The organism is Streptomyces sp. NPDC058619 (assembly GCF_042717785.1).
GTDB lineage: Bacteria > Actinomycetota > Actinomycetes > Streptomycetales > Streptomycetaceae > Streptomyces.
In genome coordinates this window covers 1-15,741 of sequence record NZ_JBHXQN010000037.1, presented here as the reverse complement: position 1 = coordinate 15,741, position 15,741 = coordinate 1, and the positions used below count along the sequence as shown (strand labels likewise).

General features: G+C 71.9%; 16 protein-coding genes and 1 riboswitch. Of the genes, 9 read left to right on the top strand and 7 right to left on the bottom strand.

Annotation, left to right across the window (positions count from 1 at the left end; translation table 11 throughout):
* The first annotated feature begins 130 nt into the window (after positions 1-130).
* The 7 genes from ACFWTC_RS27875 (at position 131) to ACFWTC_RS27845 (ending at position 8,645) form a co-directional block, all read left to right on the top strand.
* Complete coding sequence (locus ACFWTC_RS27875; protein WP_384026692.1) at positions 131-2,299, top strand: choice-of-anchor A family protein; 2,169 nt, start codon at positions 131-133, stop codon at positions 2,297-2,299.
* A gap of 130 nt (positions 2,300-2,429) precedes the next feature.
* Positions 2,430-3,245 (top strand): L,D-transpeptidase family protein, encoded by an 816-nt coding sequence (locus ACFWTC_RS27870; RefSeq protein WP_384026689.1) that lies wholly within the window; start codon positions 2,430-2,432, stop codon positions 3,243-3,245.
* Positions 3,246-3,391: 146 nt separating this feature from the next.
* Positions 3,392-4,630: an Ig-like domain-containing protein gene (locus tag ACFWTC_RS27865; RefSeq protein WP_383920403.1), complete on the top strand. Its 1,239-nt coding sequence runs from the start codon at positions 3,392-3,394 to the stop codon at positions 4,628-4,630.
* Positions 4,631-4,736: 106 nt separating this feature from the next.
* Positions 4,737-5,504 carry an enoyl-CoA hydratase/isomerase family protein gene (locus tag ACFWTC_RS27860; RefSeq protein ID WP_383920400.1) on the top strand — a complete coding sequence of 256 codons (768 nt, stop codon included), beginning with the start codon at positions 4,737-4,739 and terminating at the stop codon, positions 5,502-5,504.
* Positions 5,505-5,747: 243 nt separating this feature from the next.
* Positions 5,748-6,251 (top strand): ATP-binding protein, encoded by a 504-nt coding sequence (locus tag ACFWTC_RS27855; protein WP_383920398.1) that lies wholly within the window; start codon positions 5,748-5,750, stop codon positions 6,249-6,251.
* Positions 6,252-6,660: 409 nt separating this feature from the next.
* Positions 6,661-7,461, top strand: coding sequence for a polysaccharide deacetylase family protein (locus tag ACFWTC_RS27850; RefSeq protein WP_383920395.1), 801 nt, complete (start codon positions 6,661-6,663; stop codon positions 7,459-7,461).
* Positions 7,458-8,645 carry a YncE family protein gene (locus ACFWTC_RS27845; protein ID WP_383920392.1) on the top strand — a complete coding sequence of 396 codons (1,188 nt, stop codon included), beginning with the start codon at positions 7,458-7,460 and terminating at the stop codon, positions 8,643-8,645. Before ACFWTC_RS27850 ends, ACFWTC_RS27845 begins: the two co-directional genes overlap by 4 nt.
* Positions 8,646-8,722: 77 nt before the next feature.
* Here ACFWTC_RS27845 and ACFWTC_RS27840 read toward each other — a convergent pair whose 3' ends face one another.
* Positions 8,723-9,964, bottom strand: coding sequence for a cytochrome P450 (locus ACFWTC_RS27840; RefSeq protein ID WP_384026686.1), 1,242 nt, complete (start codon positions 9,962-9,964; stop codon positions 8,723-8,725).
* Positions 9,945-10,739, bottom strand: a complete 795-nt coding sequence (locus tag ACFWTC_RS27835) for a tRNA-dependent cyclodipeptide synthase (protein WP_383920387.1) — start codon at positions 10,737-10,739, stop codon at positions 9,945-9,947. Before ACFWTC_RS27835 ends, ACFWTC_RS27840 begins: the two co-directional genes overlap by 20 nt.
* 255 nt (positions 10,740-10,994) lie before the next feature.
* On the opposite strand from ACFWTC_RS27835, the gene ACFWTC_RS27830 reads away from it, so the two are divergent.
* The gene (locus ACFWTC_RS27830) at positions 10,995-11,207 is read left to right on the top strand and encodes an EF-hand domain-containing protein (RefSeq protein ID WP_383920385.1); all 213 of its coding nucleotides are present in this window, start codon (positions 10,995-10,997) and stop codon (positions 11,205-11,207) included.
* A gap of 69 nt (positions 11,208-11,276) precedes the next feature.
* Here ACFWTC_RS27830 and ACFWTC_RS27825 read toward each other — a convergent pair whose 3' ends face one another.
* From ACFWTC_RS27825 to ACFWTC_RS27805, 5 genes are all read right to left on the bottom strand, one after another.
* Entirely contained in the window at positions 11,277-11,849 is a 573-nt protein-coding gene (locus tag ACFWTC_RS27825; RefSeq protein WP_383920382.1) for a PadR family transcriptional regulator, read from the bottom strand.
* Between the two features lie 79 nt (positions 11,850-11,928).
* Positions 11,929-12,765 (bottom strand): ATP-binding cassette domain-containing protein, encoded by an 837-nt coding sequence (locus ACFWTC_RS27820; protein ID WP_384026683.1) that lies wholly within the window; start codon positions 12,763-12,765, stop codon positions 11,929-11,931.
* A complete protein-coding gene (gene cbiQ, locus ACFWTC_RS27815; protein WP_383920375.1) occupies positions 12,762-13,511 on the bottom strand; it encodes a cobalt ECF transporter T component CbiQ in 750 nt (249 codons plus the stop codon). The genes ACFWTC_RS27820 and cbiQ overlap by 4 nt, the downstream gene beginning before the upstream one ends.
* A gap of 3 nt (positions 13,512-13,514) precedes the next feature.
* Positions 13,515-13,862, bottom strand: a complete 348-nt coding sequence (locus ACFWTC_RS27810) for an energy-coupling factor ABC transporter substrate-binding protein (RefSeq protein WP_383920373.1) — start codon at positions 13,860-13,862, stop codon at positions 13,515-13,517.
* A complete protein-coding gene (locus ACFWTC_RS27805; protein WP_383920370.1) occupies positions 13,862-14,557 on the bottom strand; it encodes an energy-coupling factor ABC transporter permease in 696 nt (231 codons plus the stop codon). The genes ACFWTC_RS27810 and ACFWTC_RS27805 overlap by 1 nt, the downstream gene beginning before the upstream one ends.
* Before the next feature lie 28 nt (positions 14,558-14,585).
* A riboswitch (cobalamin riboswitch) is annotated at positions 14,586-14,783 on the bottom strand.
* An 83-nt stretch (positions 14,784-14,866) separates the two neighbouring features.
* Between ACFWTC_RS27805 and ACFWTC_RS27800 the strand changes: the two genes are divergently transcribed.
* Positions 14,867-15,598 carry a flavodoxin family protein gene (locus ACFWTC_RS27800; protein ID WP_383920367.1) on the top strand — a complete coding sequence of 244 codons (732 nt, stop codon included), beginning with the start codon at positions 14,867-14,869 and terminating at the stop codon, positions 15,596-15,598.
* Positions 15,599-15,741 lie beyond the last annotated feature (143 nt).

Genomic DNA, 15,741 nt, shown 5'->3' with positions numbered 1-15,741 from the left:
GCGCCCCCGTACGGGTGATTCGTGTGATCAGAATGCCGTAGCGGACGAGTGTCTCCCGGCTCCCCGCCGACCGCTCCCTCCAGCCTGTCAGGGCACATCAGCCCAGGTGGCAGGTAACGGACGGAGCGTCATGTCAGCTAGGAACTGGACCCTCGGGGTGGCGATCGGAGCCGTACTGGCGGCCGGTGCGCCCACCGCCCTCGCGGCGGGCCCCGGCGCAGACCGGCCGGCAGCCGCCCCGCGGGCGCTGCTGCCGGGCGGGCTCGGACCGTGCGTGCCGGCGCCCCCGAACCCCTGCCCGAACCCGTTCCCGCCCATCGGCAGCGACGGCATCCCGGCCGGCCGGGACAACGGCATCAACATCTTCGTCGGCGGCGACTTCCGCGTCCGCGAGCGGGCCTCCGAGGCCGAGGGCCGCCTCGTCGTCCTCGGCGGCTTCGACCAGGACAAGACGACCGGCGCGGACAGCCGCTACAACGTCGGCATCGTGGGCGCCGGTTCGCTGGTGCCGCCGCCGGACGGGGCGGACTTCCTCACCACCGGCGGGAACATCACCGTCGCCACGGGCGAGCGGCTGATCGCCGACGGGGGTGTGGTCCGCCACGCCGGGACCGTCACGGGAACCGTGACCGGCACCCTGCGCCGGGACCCCGCCGCGGCCGCCCCGTACACCGCCCTGCGCGACCAGCTCAGCACCGCCAGCGAGTGCTACGCCCGCGTCGGCGGCCAGCCCCGCACGGCGACCGGCACCGCCACCAACCGCGGTTTCGCGACGGTCTTCCGCGGCGACGGCACCTCCCCGCTCCAGGTCTTCAACGTCGACGCCGACCTGGTCGGCAACCGGGGCGGCCAGCAGGGGATCACCTTCGAGCAGATCCCGGCGGGCGCGACGATCCTGGTCAACGTCCTCGGCACCGACCGCACCGTCAACACCTACAGCGGCGGCATCACCGACGACGACCCGCTCAACGCCTACCGCGAGCGGCTGCTGTGGAACTTCCCGGACGCCACCACGGTCAACCTGAACGGCACCGGCCAGTTCCAGGGCAGTTTCCTGATGGGCGAGCAGTCGTCGCAGACCAACGTCCGGCTGCCCGGGATCAACGGCCGCTTCTTCACGACCGGCTCGGTCACGCACACCGGCCAACCCGGCGGCGGCGGGGGCCAGGAGTTCCACGCGTACCCCTTCACCGGCGACCTCCCCACCTGCGGGCAGCCGCCCGTGACCACGGGCCTGGTCTCCGTGCTCAAGCGCGACGAGACGGGCGCGCCGCTGGCGGGCGCCGTCTTCGAGCTGTGGAAGGAGTCCAACGGCACCCCGGGGCTGCAGACCACCGGCACGACCCCGGACACCGAGGTCACCGAGTGCGCCACCCCGCAGAACGGCGTCTGCGAGCAGCGGGCCGAACCCGGCACGTACTACTGGCGCGAGACGGCCGCCCCCGACGGCTACGCGCTGCCCGCCGACCCGGTCCACGAGCTCACCCTGACCGAGCGGAACGCCGCGGCCGGAGTCCGGGTCACGGCCGACAACCAGCGCGTCCCCGTGCCCGGCGCGGGCGTCGTGCTCCGCAAGACCGACCAGGAGACCGGCCTCCCGCTGGCCGGCGCCCGCTTCGAGCTGTGGCGGGAGGAGAACGGCCGCGACGGCCTGCAGACGGCCGGCCCCGGCGCGGACTTCCAGCTGGCCGCCGGCACCTGCACGACCGACGCCCGCGGCACCTGCACGGTCGAGCTCCCGATCGGTGAGACGTACTACTGGCGGGAGACGGCCGCCCCCGACGGCTACGACCGCCCGGTGAACCCGGTCACCGCGTTCACCCTGGACCAGGACGACGTGGCCGACGGCATCACGCTCACGGTCCCGAACCGCAGGACCCCGGTGCCGCCCGTGTACGAGGGCTCGATCCAGGTCCTGAAGAAGGACGCGAAGACCAAGCGGCCGCTGCGCGGCGCGGTCTTCGAGGTCTGGAAGGAGACCAACGGCATCAGGGGCCTCCAGACCCGGGGCATCAACGCGGACCGCCTGGCCAAGCCCGGCTGCGCCACCGACCGGACCGGCGCCTGCGACTTCACCGGGCTGGGGGAGGGCTCGTACTACCTGCTGGAGACCGACGTGCCCGAGGGCTACGTCCTGCCGCGCGACCGGGTGACCGGACCGCTGGTGCTGGACGGGCGGACCCCGGGCGGGCGGCTCGTGGTCACCGTCCAGAACAGGCGCGACGAGCACGGCAAGGGCAAGGACGGCAAGGACGGCAGGGGCGAGGGCCGCGAGCAGGGCGACGGCCCGCGCGACTGATCCGCGGCTCCGTCCGGGTGCGCCGGTGGAGTGACCCCCTCACCCCGCCGGCGCACCCGCGGGGCGCTTGCCCTCCCCGTCGGGTTGGCTGGGCCCCGGCGGCCCGGCCGGCGGGCCCGAGGAGGCCCGTATGACCGCAGGCGACCCGTCAGGCGCGATAGACACGCCGGCCGCAGCCCGGCCGCCCGCGGGGGTCCGCGGGCTCCGCGGGGCCGCCGCCGTCCCGGCTGCGCTGCTCGCCCTGACGGCCGGTGCGGCCCTGGCACCCCCGGTCACGGCGGCGTCGGCCCGTACGGTCCCGGCCGAGACGGCGCCCGTCCGTACGGCTCGGGCCCCCGCGGCCCCGCAGGAGTCCTGCACCGCCGGGACCGGGCCCTACCAGCGCGAGCTGGAGGCCCATCTGGGCCGCACCGCCGACGGGGTGCAGTCCGCGGCCGACTGCGCGGCCGTCCGGGCGTTCCAGCGGGCCAACGGCGTCCGGCCCGCCGACGGTTACCCGGGACTGGCCACCTACCGCACGATGACCGCCGTCGCGGCCCGGACCGACCCCAACGCCGCCGGCGACTGCCCCGTCCGCGCACACCGGGTGACCTGCGTCGACATGGAGCGCCAACTGCTCTGGGTCCAGCGGGGCGAGCGGGTGGTCTTCGCCCCCGTGCCCATCCGCACCGGCCGCGACGACCAGGAGACCCGGCCCGGCTGGCACGAGGTGTACTGGCGCAGCATCGACCACAAGTCCACGCTCTACGACGACGCCCCCATGCCCTACGCCCAGTTCTTCGACGGGGGCCAGGCCCTGCACGGCCGCCCCGGCGACCTGTACGCCCACGGCGGTTCGGCCGGATGCGTCAACCTCTCCGTCCCCGACGCCCAGCGCCTGTGGGACCTGCTCGCCGAGGGCGACGCGGTCTACGTCTGGGGCACCAAGCCCGGCACCGAGGACTGACCGCCGGAGCCCCATCGCCGCCGTCCCCGTACCAAGCCGGGTCCCTTCCGGCACTTGGGACGGAACGGTGACAAGACCGTGGCTTTTCGTGATTGCCCCATGTGATTACCTGTCGACAAGCGCGCGACTGCCCGCGCGCGGGGGACATGGGGAGAACACGAGTGAACCTGCAGCCGATACGCGGCCGCGCCCGCACCGGCCTGCCGGCCCTGCTGCTGGGGGCGGCCCTGCTGTTCACCACCGCGTGCAGCGGCGGCGGTGCCGGCGCCGGCGGGAGCGGTGACGACAACGGCGGTGGCGGAGCGAAGACGGGTACCGAGGCGTCCAAGGCCGTGGTGACCGTCAAGCCGGACGACGGGGCCAAGGAAGTCGCCACCAGCGGCGTCCTGAAGATAACCAGCGCGGGGGGCAAGCTCTCCACGGTGACGGTCGCCGACACCAAGGGCAACGCGGTGGACGGCAAGATCGGTGCGGACGGCGCGAGCTGGGAGCCGAACCGCCACCTGGCCTCCGCGACCGAGTACAAGGTGCACGTCGTCGCCAAGGACGAGGCGGGCCGCGAGTCCGCCAAGGACACCACCTTCACCACCCTGACCCCCGCGAACACCTTCATCGGCCAGTACACGCCCGAGGACGGCTCGACCGTCGGTGTGGGCATGCCGGTGTCGATCAACTTCTCCCGCGGCATCACCAACCCCGAGGCCGTCGAGAAGGCGGTCACCGTGACGGCCGAGCCCTCCGTGCCGATCGAGGGCCACTGGTTCGGCAACGACCGCCTCGACTTCCGCCCCGAGAAGTACTGGGCCGCCGGCACCACGGTCACGGTGAAGCTCGCCCTCGACGGAGTCGAAGGCCGCCCGGGCGTCTACGGCAAGCAGACCCGTACGGTCACCTTCAAGGTCGGCCGCTCGCAGGTCTCCACGGTCGACGCGAGCGCGCACACCATGGAGGTCGTCCGCGACGGCCAGGTCCTCAAGAACGTCCCGATCACCGCGGGCGCCCCGTCGACCACCACGTACAACGGCCAGATGGTCATCAGCGAGAAGTACAAGGTGACCCGGATGAACGGCGCCACCGTCGGCTTCGGCGGCGAGTACGACATCTCCGACGTCCCCCACGCGATGCGGCTGTCGAACTCGGGCACCTTCGTGCACGGCAACTACTGGGCGTCGGCGGGCACCTTCGGCTCGGAGAACGTCAGCCACGGCTGCATCGGCCTGAAGGACGTCCGCGGCGCCGGTGACGGCAACCAGCCCGCCGCCTGGTTCTTCAACGAGTCGCTGATCGGCGACGTGGTCGTCGTGAAGAACTCCAAGGACAAGCAGATCGCCCCGGACAACGGCCTCAACGGCTGGAACATGGACTGGGCGGAGTGGATCAAGTAGGAGCCCGCGCGGCGCGCGGCACGCGCCCCAGGTAGTCCCGGACGGCCCGGTGCTGTGACCCACAGCACCGGGCCGCTTCCCGTTAACCGCCGCTAACCTGGCCCGTATGACCCTCTCTCTCGAAGTCTCCGAAGGCGTCGGCACCCTCCGCCTGGACCGACCGCCCATGAACGCCCTGGACATCGCCACCCAGGACCGGCTGCGCGAGCTCGCGGCGGAGGCCACCGACCGCGCCGACGTCCGCGCGGTCATCCTCTACGGCGGCGAGAAGGTGTTCGCGGCCGGCGCGGACATCAAGGAGATGCAGACGATGGACCACGCGGCGATGGTCGCCCGGTCCCGCGGGCTGCAGGACGCCTTCACCGCGGTGGCCCGGATCCCCAAGCCGGTCGTCGCGGCCGTCACCGGCTACGCGCTGGGCGGCGGTTGCGAGCTCGCGCTCTGCGCCGACTACCGGATCGCCGCGGACAACGCCAAGTTCGGCCAGCCCGAGATCCTGCTCGGCCTGATCCCCGGCGCCGGCGGCACCCAGCGGCTGTCCCGGCTCGTCGGCCCGTCGAAGGCCAAGGACCTGATCTTCACCGGCCGGATGGTCAAGGCCGAGGAGGCGCTCGCCCTGGGCCTGGTCGACCGGGTCGTCCCCGCCGCCGAGGTGTACGCGCAGGCCCACGCGTGGGCGGCCAAGCTGGCGCAGGGTCCGGCCCTCGCGCTGCGCGCCGCCAAGGAGTGCGTGGACGCGGGGCTGGAGGCCGACATCGACACCGGCCTGACCATCGAACGCACTTGGTTCGCCGGCCTGTTCGCCACCGAGGACCGTGAGCGCGGCATGCGCAGCTTCGTCGAAGAGGGCCCGGGTAAGGCGAAGTTCGTCTGAGGCGGACGGCCCGGTCCTCCTTGCGGGTGGATTAGCCAGGCCTTAAGGCGGCCTTAAGGGGAATGGGTGATCCACTCCCTGTGATCACTCCTGTGTACTGCGTCATTACAGGTCAGAGTGGGTGCTAAAAGGCTCCGCTTGCCAATTGCATATGACAGGGCACCCCTTCGGAATCCACTATTCCGGGGGGTGTATTCCTGTGGAACGGCCCATGGGGGGAGGCCGGCCGTCCATCATGGGTGCATGGCGGGCCTGGAGGGTGTGGAACAGCCGCGGCAGCGCGGCAGCGCTTCGGTCGTGCGGCTCACGGCGGCGCTTGAGGATGAACTCGGCCTCAAGGCAATGGAGTTGCGCGGGAACCCCGCCGAGGCGGAAGTGACGCTTCCGTCCATGCCGCAATCCGCGGGGGAAGCCCGCCGGCTGACCCAGTGCGTGGTCGTCCGCATGTGGGGTCTCTCGCCGCAGATCGCCGAGCACGCCGTGCTGCTGGTCTCGGAGCTCGTCGGCAACGCGGTCCGGCACACCGGGGCGCGCTCCTTCGGCTTACGCATGGTGCGGCGGCGCGGCTGGATCCGGGTGGAGGTGCGCGACCCCTCGCGCGGGCTGCCCTGCCTGATGCCGGTGCACGAGCTGGACACCACCGGCCGCGGGCTCTTCCTCGTCGACAAGCTCTCCGACCGCTGGGGCGCCGACCTGATGCCCCGCGGAAAGATCACCTGGTTCGAGATGCGGGTGGCCGACCGCTAGGACGCCATCCCCGCTTCCCCGCGGGCCGGGGCCCCGGAAACGCCCGAAGCCCCCGGCTCGCCGTGGTGGGCGTGGGGGGCTTCATGGGTGCGCCGAGGATCGAAGGGGGTGTGATCCTCGGCGTCGGGACTTCGCTCGGGTCAACGGGAAGCCGTGATTCCGACTATGGCAGACGCGCGCGCAAACGCCAAAAGTCCCTAGTCGGGCATAAGTGTGCAAATAGTAAGAGTTTCTAGCTAAATCCTAGGTGAGGTGGGCCACTCACCTCGTAATGTGTGAATAAATATCGACCGCTGTGCGTGAATCGTTGATCGCATGGCGGACAAGGCACTCCTTGAACCCAGTTGGGTGAACGTCCCGAATTGGGTCAATCATTACCTTCCGGGTCATCCACCCCTTAAATGGGCAAGTGCTCTCACCTCCAGGCCGCCGCGCGGCCCTGCGCGCGGCCGGTCTCGGGGCGGTCGGAGCCGCGGTGGCCGGACTCGCCACCGCGTGCGGACCGGACCGCCCCGCCGCCGCGCCCGCCGCCGCGACCCCGCCCCCGGGGCCCGCCAAGCCCGCCGGACCGGCCGGCGCCGCCGCCGCCCCGCGCCGGTTCGCGGGCTCGCCCGTCGAGATCGGCCACGGCCCCCGGGACCGCCCCCGGGTCGCCCTCACCTTCCACGGCAACGGGGACCCGGCCACCGGTCGGGCGGTGCTGGCGGAGGCGGAACGCGCCGGCGCGCGGGTCACCGTACTGGCGATCGGAAGCTGGCTCGACGCCCACCCGGACATGGCCCGCCGGATCCTGGACGGAGGCCACGAGCTCGGCAACCACACCCAGCGCCACCTGGCGATCAACGACATGGCCGAGGCGGAGGCGTACGCCGAGATCACCGGCTGTGCCCAGCGCCTCAAGCGGCTCACCGGCTCGATCGGCACCTGGTTCCGGCCCTCCCAGACCCAGTACGCCACCCCGCTCGTCCAGAAGCTCGCCCAGCGGGCCGGCTACCCCCACGTCCTCTCGTACGACGTGGACTCCCTCGACTTCACCTCGCCCGGCGCCGCGGCCGTCATCCGCAACGTCACCGGGACGATCCACGGCGGATCGGTGGTGAGCCTGCACTTCGGCTACGCGGACACGGTCGCCGCGATGCCGCCCCTCCTCGAAGAACTCGCGCGCCGCACCCTGCGCGCGGTGACCACCACGGAGCTGCTGACCCCATGACCACCATCCGCCTTCCCCGGAAGGCCACCGTGCTGCTGGCCGGTCTGGTCCTCGCCGCCCTCGCCGGCTGCGGATCCGCCGAGAAGGGGCCCGCCGGGACCCTCGGCTCCAAGGGCCCGGCCAAGCCCGTCAAAGCCGTTCCGGCCGCCCCGCCGGGCCTGCCCGGCATGCCCCCGGTCCTCGACCCCAACGACGTCTACGCGGCGGACCGGCCGAACAAGCTCTCCCCGGTGGTCAAGGACTTCCCGTCCCGGGTCTACGTGCCGAACACCAACTCCAACACGGTGTCCGTCATCGACCCGGCGACGTACCAGGTCATCGACACCATCCCGGTCGGCGTCCAGCCGCAGCACGTGGTGCCGTCCTGGGACATGAAGACCCTCTGGGTCAACAACAACCGGGGTCACACGCTCACCCCGATCAATCCCGCCACGGGCGAGGCCGGAAAGCCCGTCGAGGTGCACGACCCGTACAACCTCTACTTCACGCCGAACGGCAAGTACGCGATCGTCATGGCCTCGCTGGACAAGGAACTGGTCTTCCGCGATCCGCACACGATGGACCGCGTGAAAACCGTCCCGGTGACCTGTTTCGGCGTCAATCACGCGGACTTCTCCGCGGACGGCCGCTACTTCATCGTGAGTTGCGAGTTCTCCGGCGAACTCCTCAAGGTCGACACGGAGAAGATGGAGGTCATCGCCCAGCAGAAACTGCCGTTCGAGGGCGCGATGCCACAGGACGTAAAGGTCTCCCCGGACGGGAAGACCTTCTACGTCGCGGACATGATGGCGCACGGCGTGTGGGTGCTCAGCGGCGACAAGTTCGAGACGCCGAAGCTGCTCCCGACCGGGAAGGGCTGCCACGGCCTGTACATCAGCCGCGACTCCAAGGAGATGTACATCCCCAACCGCGGCGAGGGGACCATCTCGGTCTTCGACTTCCCGCAGAACAAGCTGACCAAGAAGTGGGAGCTCCCCGACGGCGGCAGCCCCGACATGGGCGGCGTCTCCGCCGACGGCAAGGTGTTGTGGCTGTCGGGCCGCTACAACTCCGAGGTCTACGCGATCGACACCGTCACCGGCAAGCAGCTCGCCCGCATCCCGGTGGGCGGCGGCCCGCACGGGCTCGCCGTCTACCCGCAGCCCGGCCGCTACTCGCTGGGCCACACCGGCATCTTCCGCTAGGCCACGACGGTGCCCCGGGGGCTCGCACAGCTCCCGGGACACCGCCGCCTACCCGTCCGCCGACGGGCGGCGCTCCGCTACCAGGCGACCGGCAGCCGCTCGGGCAGCCGCTTGATGAAGCCCGTGCGCCAGACCAGGTTCTCCGCCGGCACCGCGAGGCGCAGCCCGGGCAGCCGCTCGACCAGCACCTCCAGCGCGATCTCGGCGTGCGCCCGGCCCAGCGCGGAGGCCGGGCAGAAGTGCCGGCCGGCGCCGAACGCGAGGTTCGGGTTCGGGCCCTTGCGCTCCAGGTCCAGCACGTCCGGGTCCTCGAAGGCCTCCGGGTCGAAGTTGGCGCCCTCCAGCAGGACGAGCACCAGCTCGCCCTCCTTCACCAGGACGTCCCCGACCCGGACGTCCGCCGTCGCGAGGCGCGGCAGGCCGTCGCCGACCGACAGGTTCCAGCGCAGCAGTTCCTCCACGGCCCCGCCCAGCCGCTCGGGGTGCGCGCGCAGGTACCCGATCAGTTCGGGCCGCTGGAGCAGCGCGAGGACCGCGAGCACCAGGAAGGCGGAGGTGGAGACCGCGCCCGCCCCGAAGAGCGAGACGGCGACGGTCGCGAACATCTCGTCGGTCAGGTGCGCCGACTCCGGGTCCGCCTCCTTCAGGTCGGCGAACCTGCCGAGGAGCCCCGCACGCTCCTCGGACGGCAGCGCCAGCTGGACCTTCAGCTGCCCGACGAAGTAGCCGACGTCCTTGTACCAGTTGAGGGCCGAGTCGGCGAACGGTTCGCGAGCGGTCATGAACGCGACGTCCAGCCCCGACATCAGCCGGCGCCAGTCCTCGAAGGGGACCCCGAGCACCCTGGCGTGCAGCGCCGCCGAGAAGGGGTCGGCGAACCCCGCCCGGAGGTCGGCCGGGCCGCCCTCGGCGACCAACTGGTCGACGAGCTCGCCGGCCGTGGCGCGCAGCCAGTCCTGGAGCCCCTTCTGGCGCGGGTTGAGCGCCTTCATCACGGCGTTGCGCAGGCCCGCGCTGTTGATGTTGCCCATGTTGTTGACGACCTCGGGCGGGATCGTCAGCGCGTACTGGCGCGGGACGCCGGCGTTGGCCGTGTCCTTGAGACTGAAGCGCTCGTCCTCCAGCACCTGCTTGGCCAGCGCGTAGCTGCTGACCAGCCAGGCCTGGTCCCCGGTGAGCGTGCGGACCCTGGCGACCGGAGCCTTCTCGCGCAGCCGGGCGCACTCCTCCGGGAGCACGTCACCGCGCCGTGAGAGGGGGAAGTCGAGGAGTGGCTGGTGCTCCCGGCTCTCCCGGCCCTCAAGCTGCTCGACGCTCATCGACGTTCCTCTCGGTTGGTGCGGTGTGCTGCGGTGCCGTGTGCTGCGGTGGGGCGGGGCGGGGTGCCGGGCCCGTGGCCGCCGCGGTCTCGGGGCGCACGACGGCGTACGCCTGGTTGCGGGTCGCGCGCAGGCCCCCGCCGCGGGCGAAGAGGACGTCGGTGAGCGGCATCCTGACGTGGTAGGCCGCCACGGAGGACGGCACGTCGAGAATGCTCGGGGTGTCCACGAAGAACGGCAGCTCGGCCGCCATGTAATCGAAACAGACCTGCAACTGCGCGTCTGTCATCGATTCACCTTCCGGCAACTTGGAGCCGACGAAGTGAAGGGCCATCCTCTCGCAGCCCTTGCGGAATTCGTCGTCGGTCTCCAGGAAATGCAGGACGCGTCGGTGCAGAAGCTGGTATACGGGGTTGGACTGGAACTCTGAAAGTGCCCTCACGCGGATTTCGGCTTGCGGGGGCCCTGATTCCTCCACGCCTTTGAGAATCCGTCGCCGGACGGCCTTGATTTCCTTCGCGGCGCGCTTCTCCGCGTGTTCCCGGGTGTAGCCGAAGGCTGCGAACATCCGGTCCACGTGCAGGTCTGCGTAGACGAAGTCGACCTGCGCGAAGCGGGTCGTGGCCCACTGGGCAAGACTCGTGATGCGCTCGGAGCTGAAGTAGCTGTTTCCCGGACTCACTCCGATGAGCACATGGTCGCCGTCTTCCCAGATATGGCGGCAGGTACGGGTGAAGGGCAGAACTTCGAATGATGCGTCAGCTGTGATCGTCACCTGTGTGATCGCCCTTGTTGCCGCTTGTCCCTGGGAGCCCTGCGCTCCCGGTGTGGCGGCAATGTCCGTACGTTATGCCGTGGTGCCGGAGCGTGACAAGGGCGGACCGGATTTCTTGGCTGGAATTCTCACTTCCGTATGACGGAAGAGTAATTTGGATATCTGTCTGCCGCTCGAACGGGACCCCCGGCGAAGACGCCTCCGGGAGGCGGCTACCCTGAGCCGGTCAACAAGCACGAAGAAGGGGTGGACCCAGTGGCCGACATCGAGAGCGCACGGGCGACGTTCGACAAGTTCGACGTGAACGGTGACGGATTCGTCACGGCCGACGAGTACAGCGCGGCCATGAGGGCGATGGGTGACGCGTACGTCACCGGCGCGGTCGCCGACGCCGTGCTCGCCGCCAAGGACGCGAACCGCGACGGCCTGCTGAGCTTCGACGAGTTCTGGGCCTCCGTGAACAAGTAGCCCGCCGCGCGCCCCCGTCCCGCCTGCCGGGGCCGGGGCGCCGTCAGTTCGCGTCAGCTTCCGGCGCCGTCAGTGCCCGGCGTCCTCGGGTCCCGGGACCGGGGAGCCCTCCATGTCCCCGACCTCGGCCAGGGCCTCCTCCAGCCAGGTCAGCCAGAACGTCTCCAGGGCGATCCCGCCGTGCAGGACGAGACGGCGCAGCCGGTCCTCCACCGCGTCGCGCCCCGGCGGGAAGTCCTTCTCCTCAATGGCCCCGTACTGCTCCAACTGCCGCCGGTGCAGCTCCAGGTGGCGCCGCAGCTCGGGGCCGAGCCCGTGCGGCCCGACGACCCCCGCCGCGCGGATCCGCAGCAGCAGGGGGTCGCGCATCGGCTTCGGGTCCTGGCTCTCGCGGACCCACCGCGCCAGCTCCGTGCCGCCGGCGGGCAGGACCTCGTACTCCTTCTTCTGGCCCCGTACGGGCACCTCGCTGGGCAGCTCGCGGATCAGCCCGGACTCCTCCAGGCGGCCCAGCTCGCGGTAGATCTGCTGGTGGCTCGCCGACCAGAAGTACCCGATCGACTTGTCGAACCGCCGGGTCAGCTCCAGCCCGGACGAGGGCTTCTCGAGCAGGGCGGTGAGGATGGCGTGCGGCAGCGACATGGCGCCATCCTAGGTTTCGCGCCGGCCCCGCACGCCGCCCCCGCACGCCGTCCCCCGGAGACCCGGCGCGGACGCCCGCCTACGACCGGCCCGCCGCCGGCCAGCCGGCCAGCGCCTCCGGGATCCGCGGGCCGGGGGAGTCCGCGCCGAGCAGGCCGTGCGCGCGCAGGAACGCCGTCACCGCGGGCGACCAGGCCTGGCGCAGGCCCGCCGACGCCAGCAGCTCCGGATCCGAGAGGAGCACCGGGGCCGGGCCCGTGCGGATGCCCGCCGGGGTCAGGACCGCCGCGTCGTCGGCCCAGCGGACCGCCAGCTCCACGTCGTGCGTGGCCATCACCACCGTGGTGCCCGCGGCCCGCAGCCCCGCCAGGACGTCCAGCAGCCGCTCCTGCCCGTCCGGGTCCAGCCCGGCCGTCGGCTCGTCCAGGATCAGGACGCGCGGCGCCATCGCCACCGCCCCCGCGATCGCCGCCCGTTTGCGCTGCCCGTACGAGAGCAGGTGCGTCGGGCGGTCCCGCAGCGCCGTGATGTCCAGGGCCGCGAGCGCCGCGTCGACCCGGGCGCGTACCTCGGGCTCCGGCAGACCGAGGTTCATCGGACCGAACGACACGTCCTGCTCGACGGAGGCCGCGAACAGCTGGTCGTCCGGGTCCTGCACCACCAGCTGGACCGAGGTCCGCAGCCGGGTCAGCCCGGCGCGGCCGTGACCCACCTCCACACCGTCCAGCAGCAGCGCGCCCGAGCCCGGCCGCAGGCCCCCGCTCAGCAGGCGCATCAGCGTGGTCTTGCCGCTGCCGTTGCGGCCCAGCAGCACCAGGGCGCGGCCCCCGGGGATCGCGAAGTCCACGCCGGACAGCACCTCGGGGCCGTCCTCGTACGCGTAGCCCGCGCCGGCCAGTTCCACCAGCGGCTTCACAGGTACAGCTCCTTCAGTACGAGGGTCACGGCGACCAGGGAGGCGAGCAGGGCGGCCGTCCCGGCCAGGAACCGCCGGGACAGCGCAGTCTCGGGCACCAGCACCCGCAGCGCGCCGTCGTAGCCGCGCCCGGCCAGGCCCGACTGGAGCCGCGCCGCGCGGTCGAAGGCCCGGACGAACGAGGTCGCGGCGAGCCCGGCCACCGAACGCCACGCCGCCGCCCGCCCGGTGTTCCCGAGGCGGGCCGCCTGGGCCTGGCGGACGCGGGCCAGGGAGTCGAGGAGCAGGAAGCCGATCCGGTACATGACCAGCGCCACGTCCACGACCGGGGCCGGCACCCCGGCCCGGACCAGGCGCGGCAGCACGTCCGAGACCGGGGTGGTGAAGGCGAACAGCAGCACCCCGAGGGAGGCCGCCGAGGTCCGCAGCAGCAGTTCTCCCGCGTGCCGGGGGCCGTCGGGTGCCATCGCGACGAACCCGGCCGGGCCGCCCACGGAGAACAGCAGCGGCAGCGCCCCGGTGAAGCAGAAACCCAGCGGGATGCGGAACGCACGCCACAGGTGCCGCCCCGCCACCCCGGCGGGACCCAGCAGCAGGGCGAGGGTGGCCGCGGCGACCAGCGGGCCGCCGGGCCACGGCGGCAGGCACACCGCCGTGACCGTCAGGCCGACCCCCAGTACCGCCTTCTCCAGCGGATGGCGGCGGCGCCAGCGGCTGCTGTGCGCCGCCGCGTCGATCGGCAGCACCGTCTACGACTGCGCGGAGGGGTCGGGCAGGGCGCCGCCGGCGGCGCCCGCCGCGGCGGCGCCCTGGCGGCGCCCCTTGCGGACGCCGAAGTAGTACGCGAGCACGCCCGCGCCGAGTGCCGCCTGGAGGGCGAACAGCGCCGACTCGATCTCCCCGGAAGGGGGTTCGTACAGCGGCGTGAACCACGGCTCGTAGTCCGGCTTCAGCTCGGAGATGGCCGTCTCCGCCTGCGCGTCGGCGCCCGTGAACGGCTCCTCCTTGCCCTCGCCCAGCCCCAGTGCCAGCGGGAGCACGGCCAGCGCCGCGACCAGGAGCAGCAGCAGGGTGTTGATCTTCGCGTTCCGGCTCATCAGGCGGTCGCCTCCTGCTCGGCCTTGCCGGATGTGAGCTTCGCGACGCCGAGCCGGACCAGGTCCGACTTGCTGGACTGCATCAGCAGCCGGACGACGAGCACGGTCAGCAGGCCCTCGCTCACCGCGAGCGGGATCTGGGTCAGCGCGAAGATCTCACCGAACTTCACGAGCGAGCCGGTGAAGCCGGTGGCCTGGTCGGGGAAGGCCAGCGCCAGCTGGACGGAGGTCACGCAGTAGGTGACCAGGTCGGCGAAGAAGGCGCCGAAGAACACGGCCACCATCAGAGGGGCGCGGGTCCCGCGCAGCAGGCGGTAGACGGCGTACCCGGCCCACGGCCCGGCGATGGCCATCGAGAAGACGTTCGCGCCGAGGGTGGTGAGCCCGCCGTGCGCCAGCAGCAGGGCCTGGAACAGCAGGGTGATCGTCCCCAGCACCGCCATGATCGGCGGCCGGAAGAGGATCGCTCCGAGCCCCGTTCCGGTGGGATGGGAGCAACTGCCCGTCACCGAGGGGATCTTCAGGGCGGACAGGACGAACGTGAACGCTCCGGCCGCACCGAGCAGCAGCGTGCTCTCCGGGTTGGCCTTGACCTCTCGGGTCAGGGCGCGGACCCCGTGTACGACAAAGGGAGCGGACGCGGCGCCCCAGGCGACCGCGTGCAAGGGGGGCAGAAACCCCTCGGCTATATGCATGAGTAAGGAGACCTCTCCAGCACCTCGTGGATGGACGACGCGCCTCGGCCGGTCTCCTGGCTCACGGGTGCTGATGCCCGGGCTCCGCCTTCCCGGGGCCGAGCGGTCACCCGCGCGACGCACCAGTGGCTTCCCGTAGGAGTGGAGCCGGACTTCCCGATCACAGTGGCGAGGGCCGCACCGGTTTCTCACCGGTTTCCCGAACACCAAGGCCCGCTGACCCTAGTCGGCCGCGCGGACCGGTCACAACCCGACCCTCGCGGGTGCGGTCCGGTGGCGCTCCGGCCGTTGCCCCGACAGGGTGGGTGCGTGGCCGCTGACGAGGAGAACGCGAACCCGCCCGACTACTCGGGCCTGACCGCCGTCTACGTGAACTGCACGCTCAAACGATCACCCGAGACCAGCAACACCGACGGCCTGATCGGCCGGAGCCGCGCCGTCATGGAGGCGGCCGGCGCCCGGACCTCGGTCATCCGCGCCGTCGACCACGACATCGCGACCGGCGTCTGGCCGGACATGACCGAGCACGGCTGGGAGAGCGACCAGTGGCCGGTCCTCTACAGCCGGATCATGGACGCCGACATCCTCGTGCTGTGCGGGCCGATCTGGCTCGGTGACAACAGCTCGGTGATGAAGCGGGTCATCGAGCGGCTCTACGCCTGCTCCTCCCTGCTGAACGAGCAGGGGCAGTACGCGTACTACGGGCGCGTCGGCGGCGCGCTGATCACCGGCAACGAGGACGGCGTCAAGCACTGCGCCATGAACGTCCTCTACAGCCTCCAGCACCTGGGCTACGCGATCCCGCCGCAGGCCGACGCGGGCTGGATCGGCGAGGCCGGACCCGGCCCCTCCTACCTGGACCCGGGTTCCGGCGGCCCCGAGAACGACTTCACCAACCGGAACACCACCTTCATGTCCTGGAACCTGATGCACCTGGCCGCCCTGCTCAAGCGGGCGGGCGGCATGCCGGCCCACGGGAACCAGCGCTCCCTGTGGGACGCGGGCTGCCGGTTCGACTTCCCCAACCCCGAGCACCGCTGAGGAACGCGGCGGGGGGGCCGGGGGGGGGCCGGCCCGGGCCCCCCCCCCCCCCGCCCCCCCCGGGGGGGGGGGGGGTTAAAAAAAAACCGAGGCGGCCGGAGGGGGGGGTGGTTTAGTGGGGGGGGGGGGGGGGGGTTAAAAGG

What these genes read in the sequence shown, in the direction of transcription:
- ACFWTC_RS27875 (WP_384026692.1), top strand. Translation starts at nt 131, where the DNA reads ATGTCAGCTAGGAACTGGACCCTCGGGGTGGCGATCGGAGCCGTACTG.
- ACFWTC_RS27870 (WP_384026689.1), top strand. Translation starts at nt 2,430, where the DNA reads ATGACCGCAGGCGACCCGTCAGGCGCGATAGACACGCCGGCCGCAGCC.
- ACFWTC_RS27865 (WP_383920403.1), top strand. Translation starts at nt 3,392, where the DNA reads ATGGGGAGAACACGAGTGAACCTGCAGCCGATACGCGGCCGCGCCCGC.
- ACFWTC_RS27860 (WP_383920400.1), top strand. Translation starts at nt 4,737, where the DNA reads ATGACCCTCTCTCTCGAAGTCTCCGAAGGCGTCGGCACCCTCCGCCTG.
- ACFWTC_RS27855 (WP_383920398.1), top strand. Translation starts at nt 5,748, where the DNA reads ATGGCGGGCCTGGAGGGTGTGGAACAGCCGCGGCAGCGCGGCAGCGCT.
- ACFWTC_RS27845 (WP_383920392.1), top strand. Translation starts at nt 7,458, where the DNA reads ATGACCACCATCCGCCTTCCCCGGAAGGCCACCGTGCTGCTGGCCGGT.
- ACFWTC_RS27840 (WP_384026686.1), bottom strand. Translation starts at nt 9,964, where the DNA reads ATGAGCGTCGAGCAGCTTGAGGGCCGGGAGAGCCGGGAGCACCAGCCA.
- ACFWTC_RS27825 (WP_383920382.1), bottom strand. Translation starts at nt 11,849, where the DNA reads ATGTCGCTGCCGCACGCCATCCTCACCGCCCTGCTCGAGAAGCCCTCG.
- ACFWTC_RS27810 (WP_383920373.1), bottom strand. Translation starts at nt 13,862, where the DNA reads ATGAGCCGGAACGCGAAGATCAACACCCTGCTGCTGCTCCTGGTCGCG.
- ACFWTC_RS27805 (WP_383920370.1), bottom strand. Translation starts at nt 14,557, where the DNA reads ATGCATATAGCCGAGGGGTTTCTGCCCCCCTTGCACGCGGTCGCCTGG.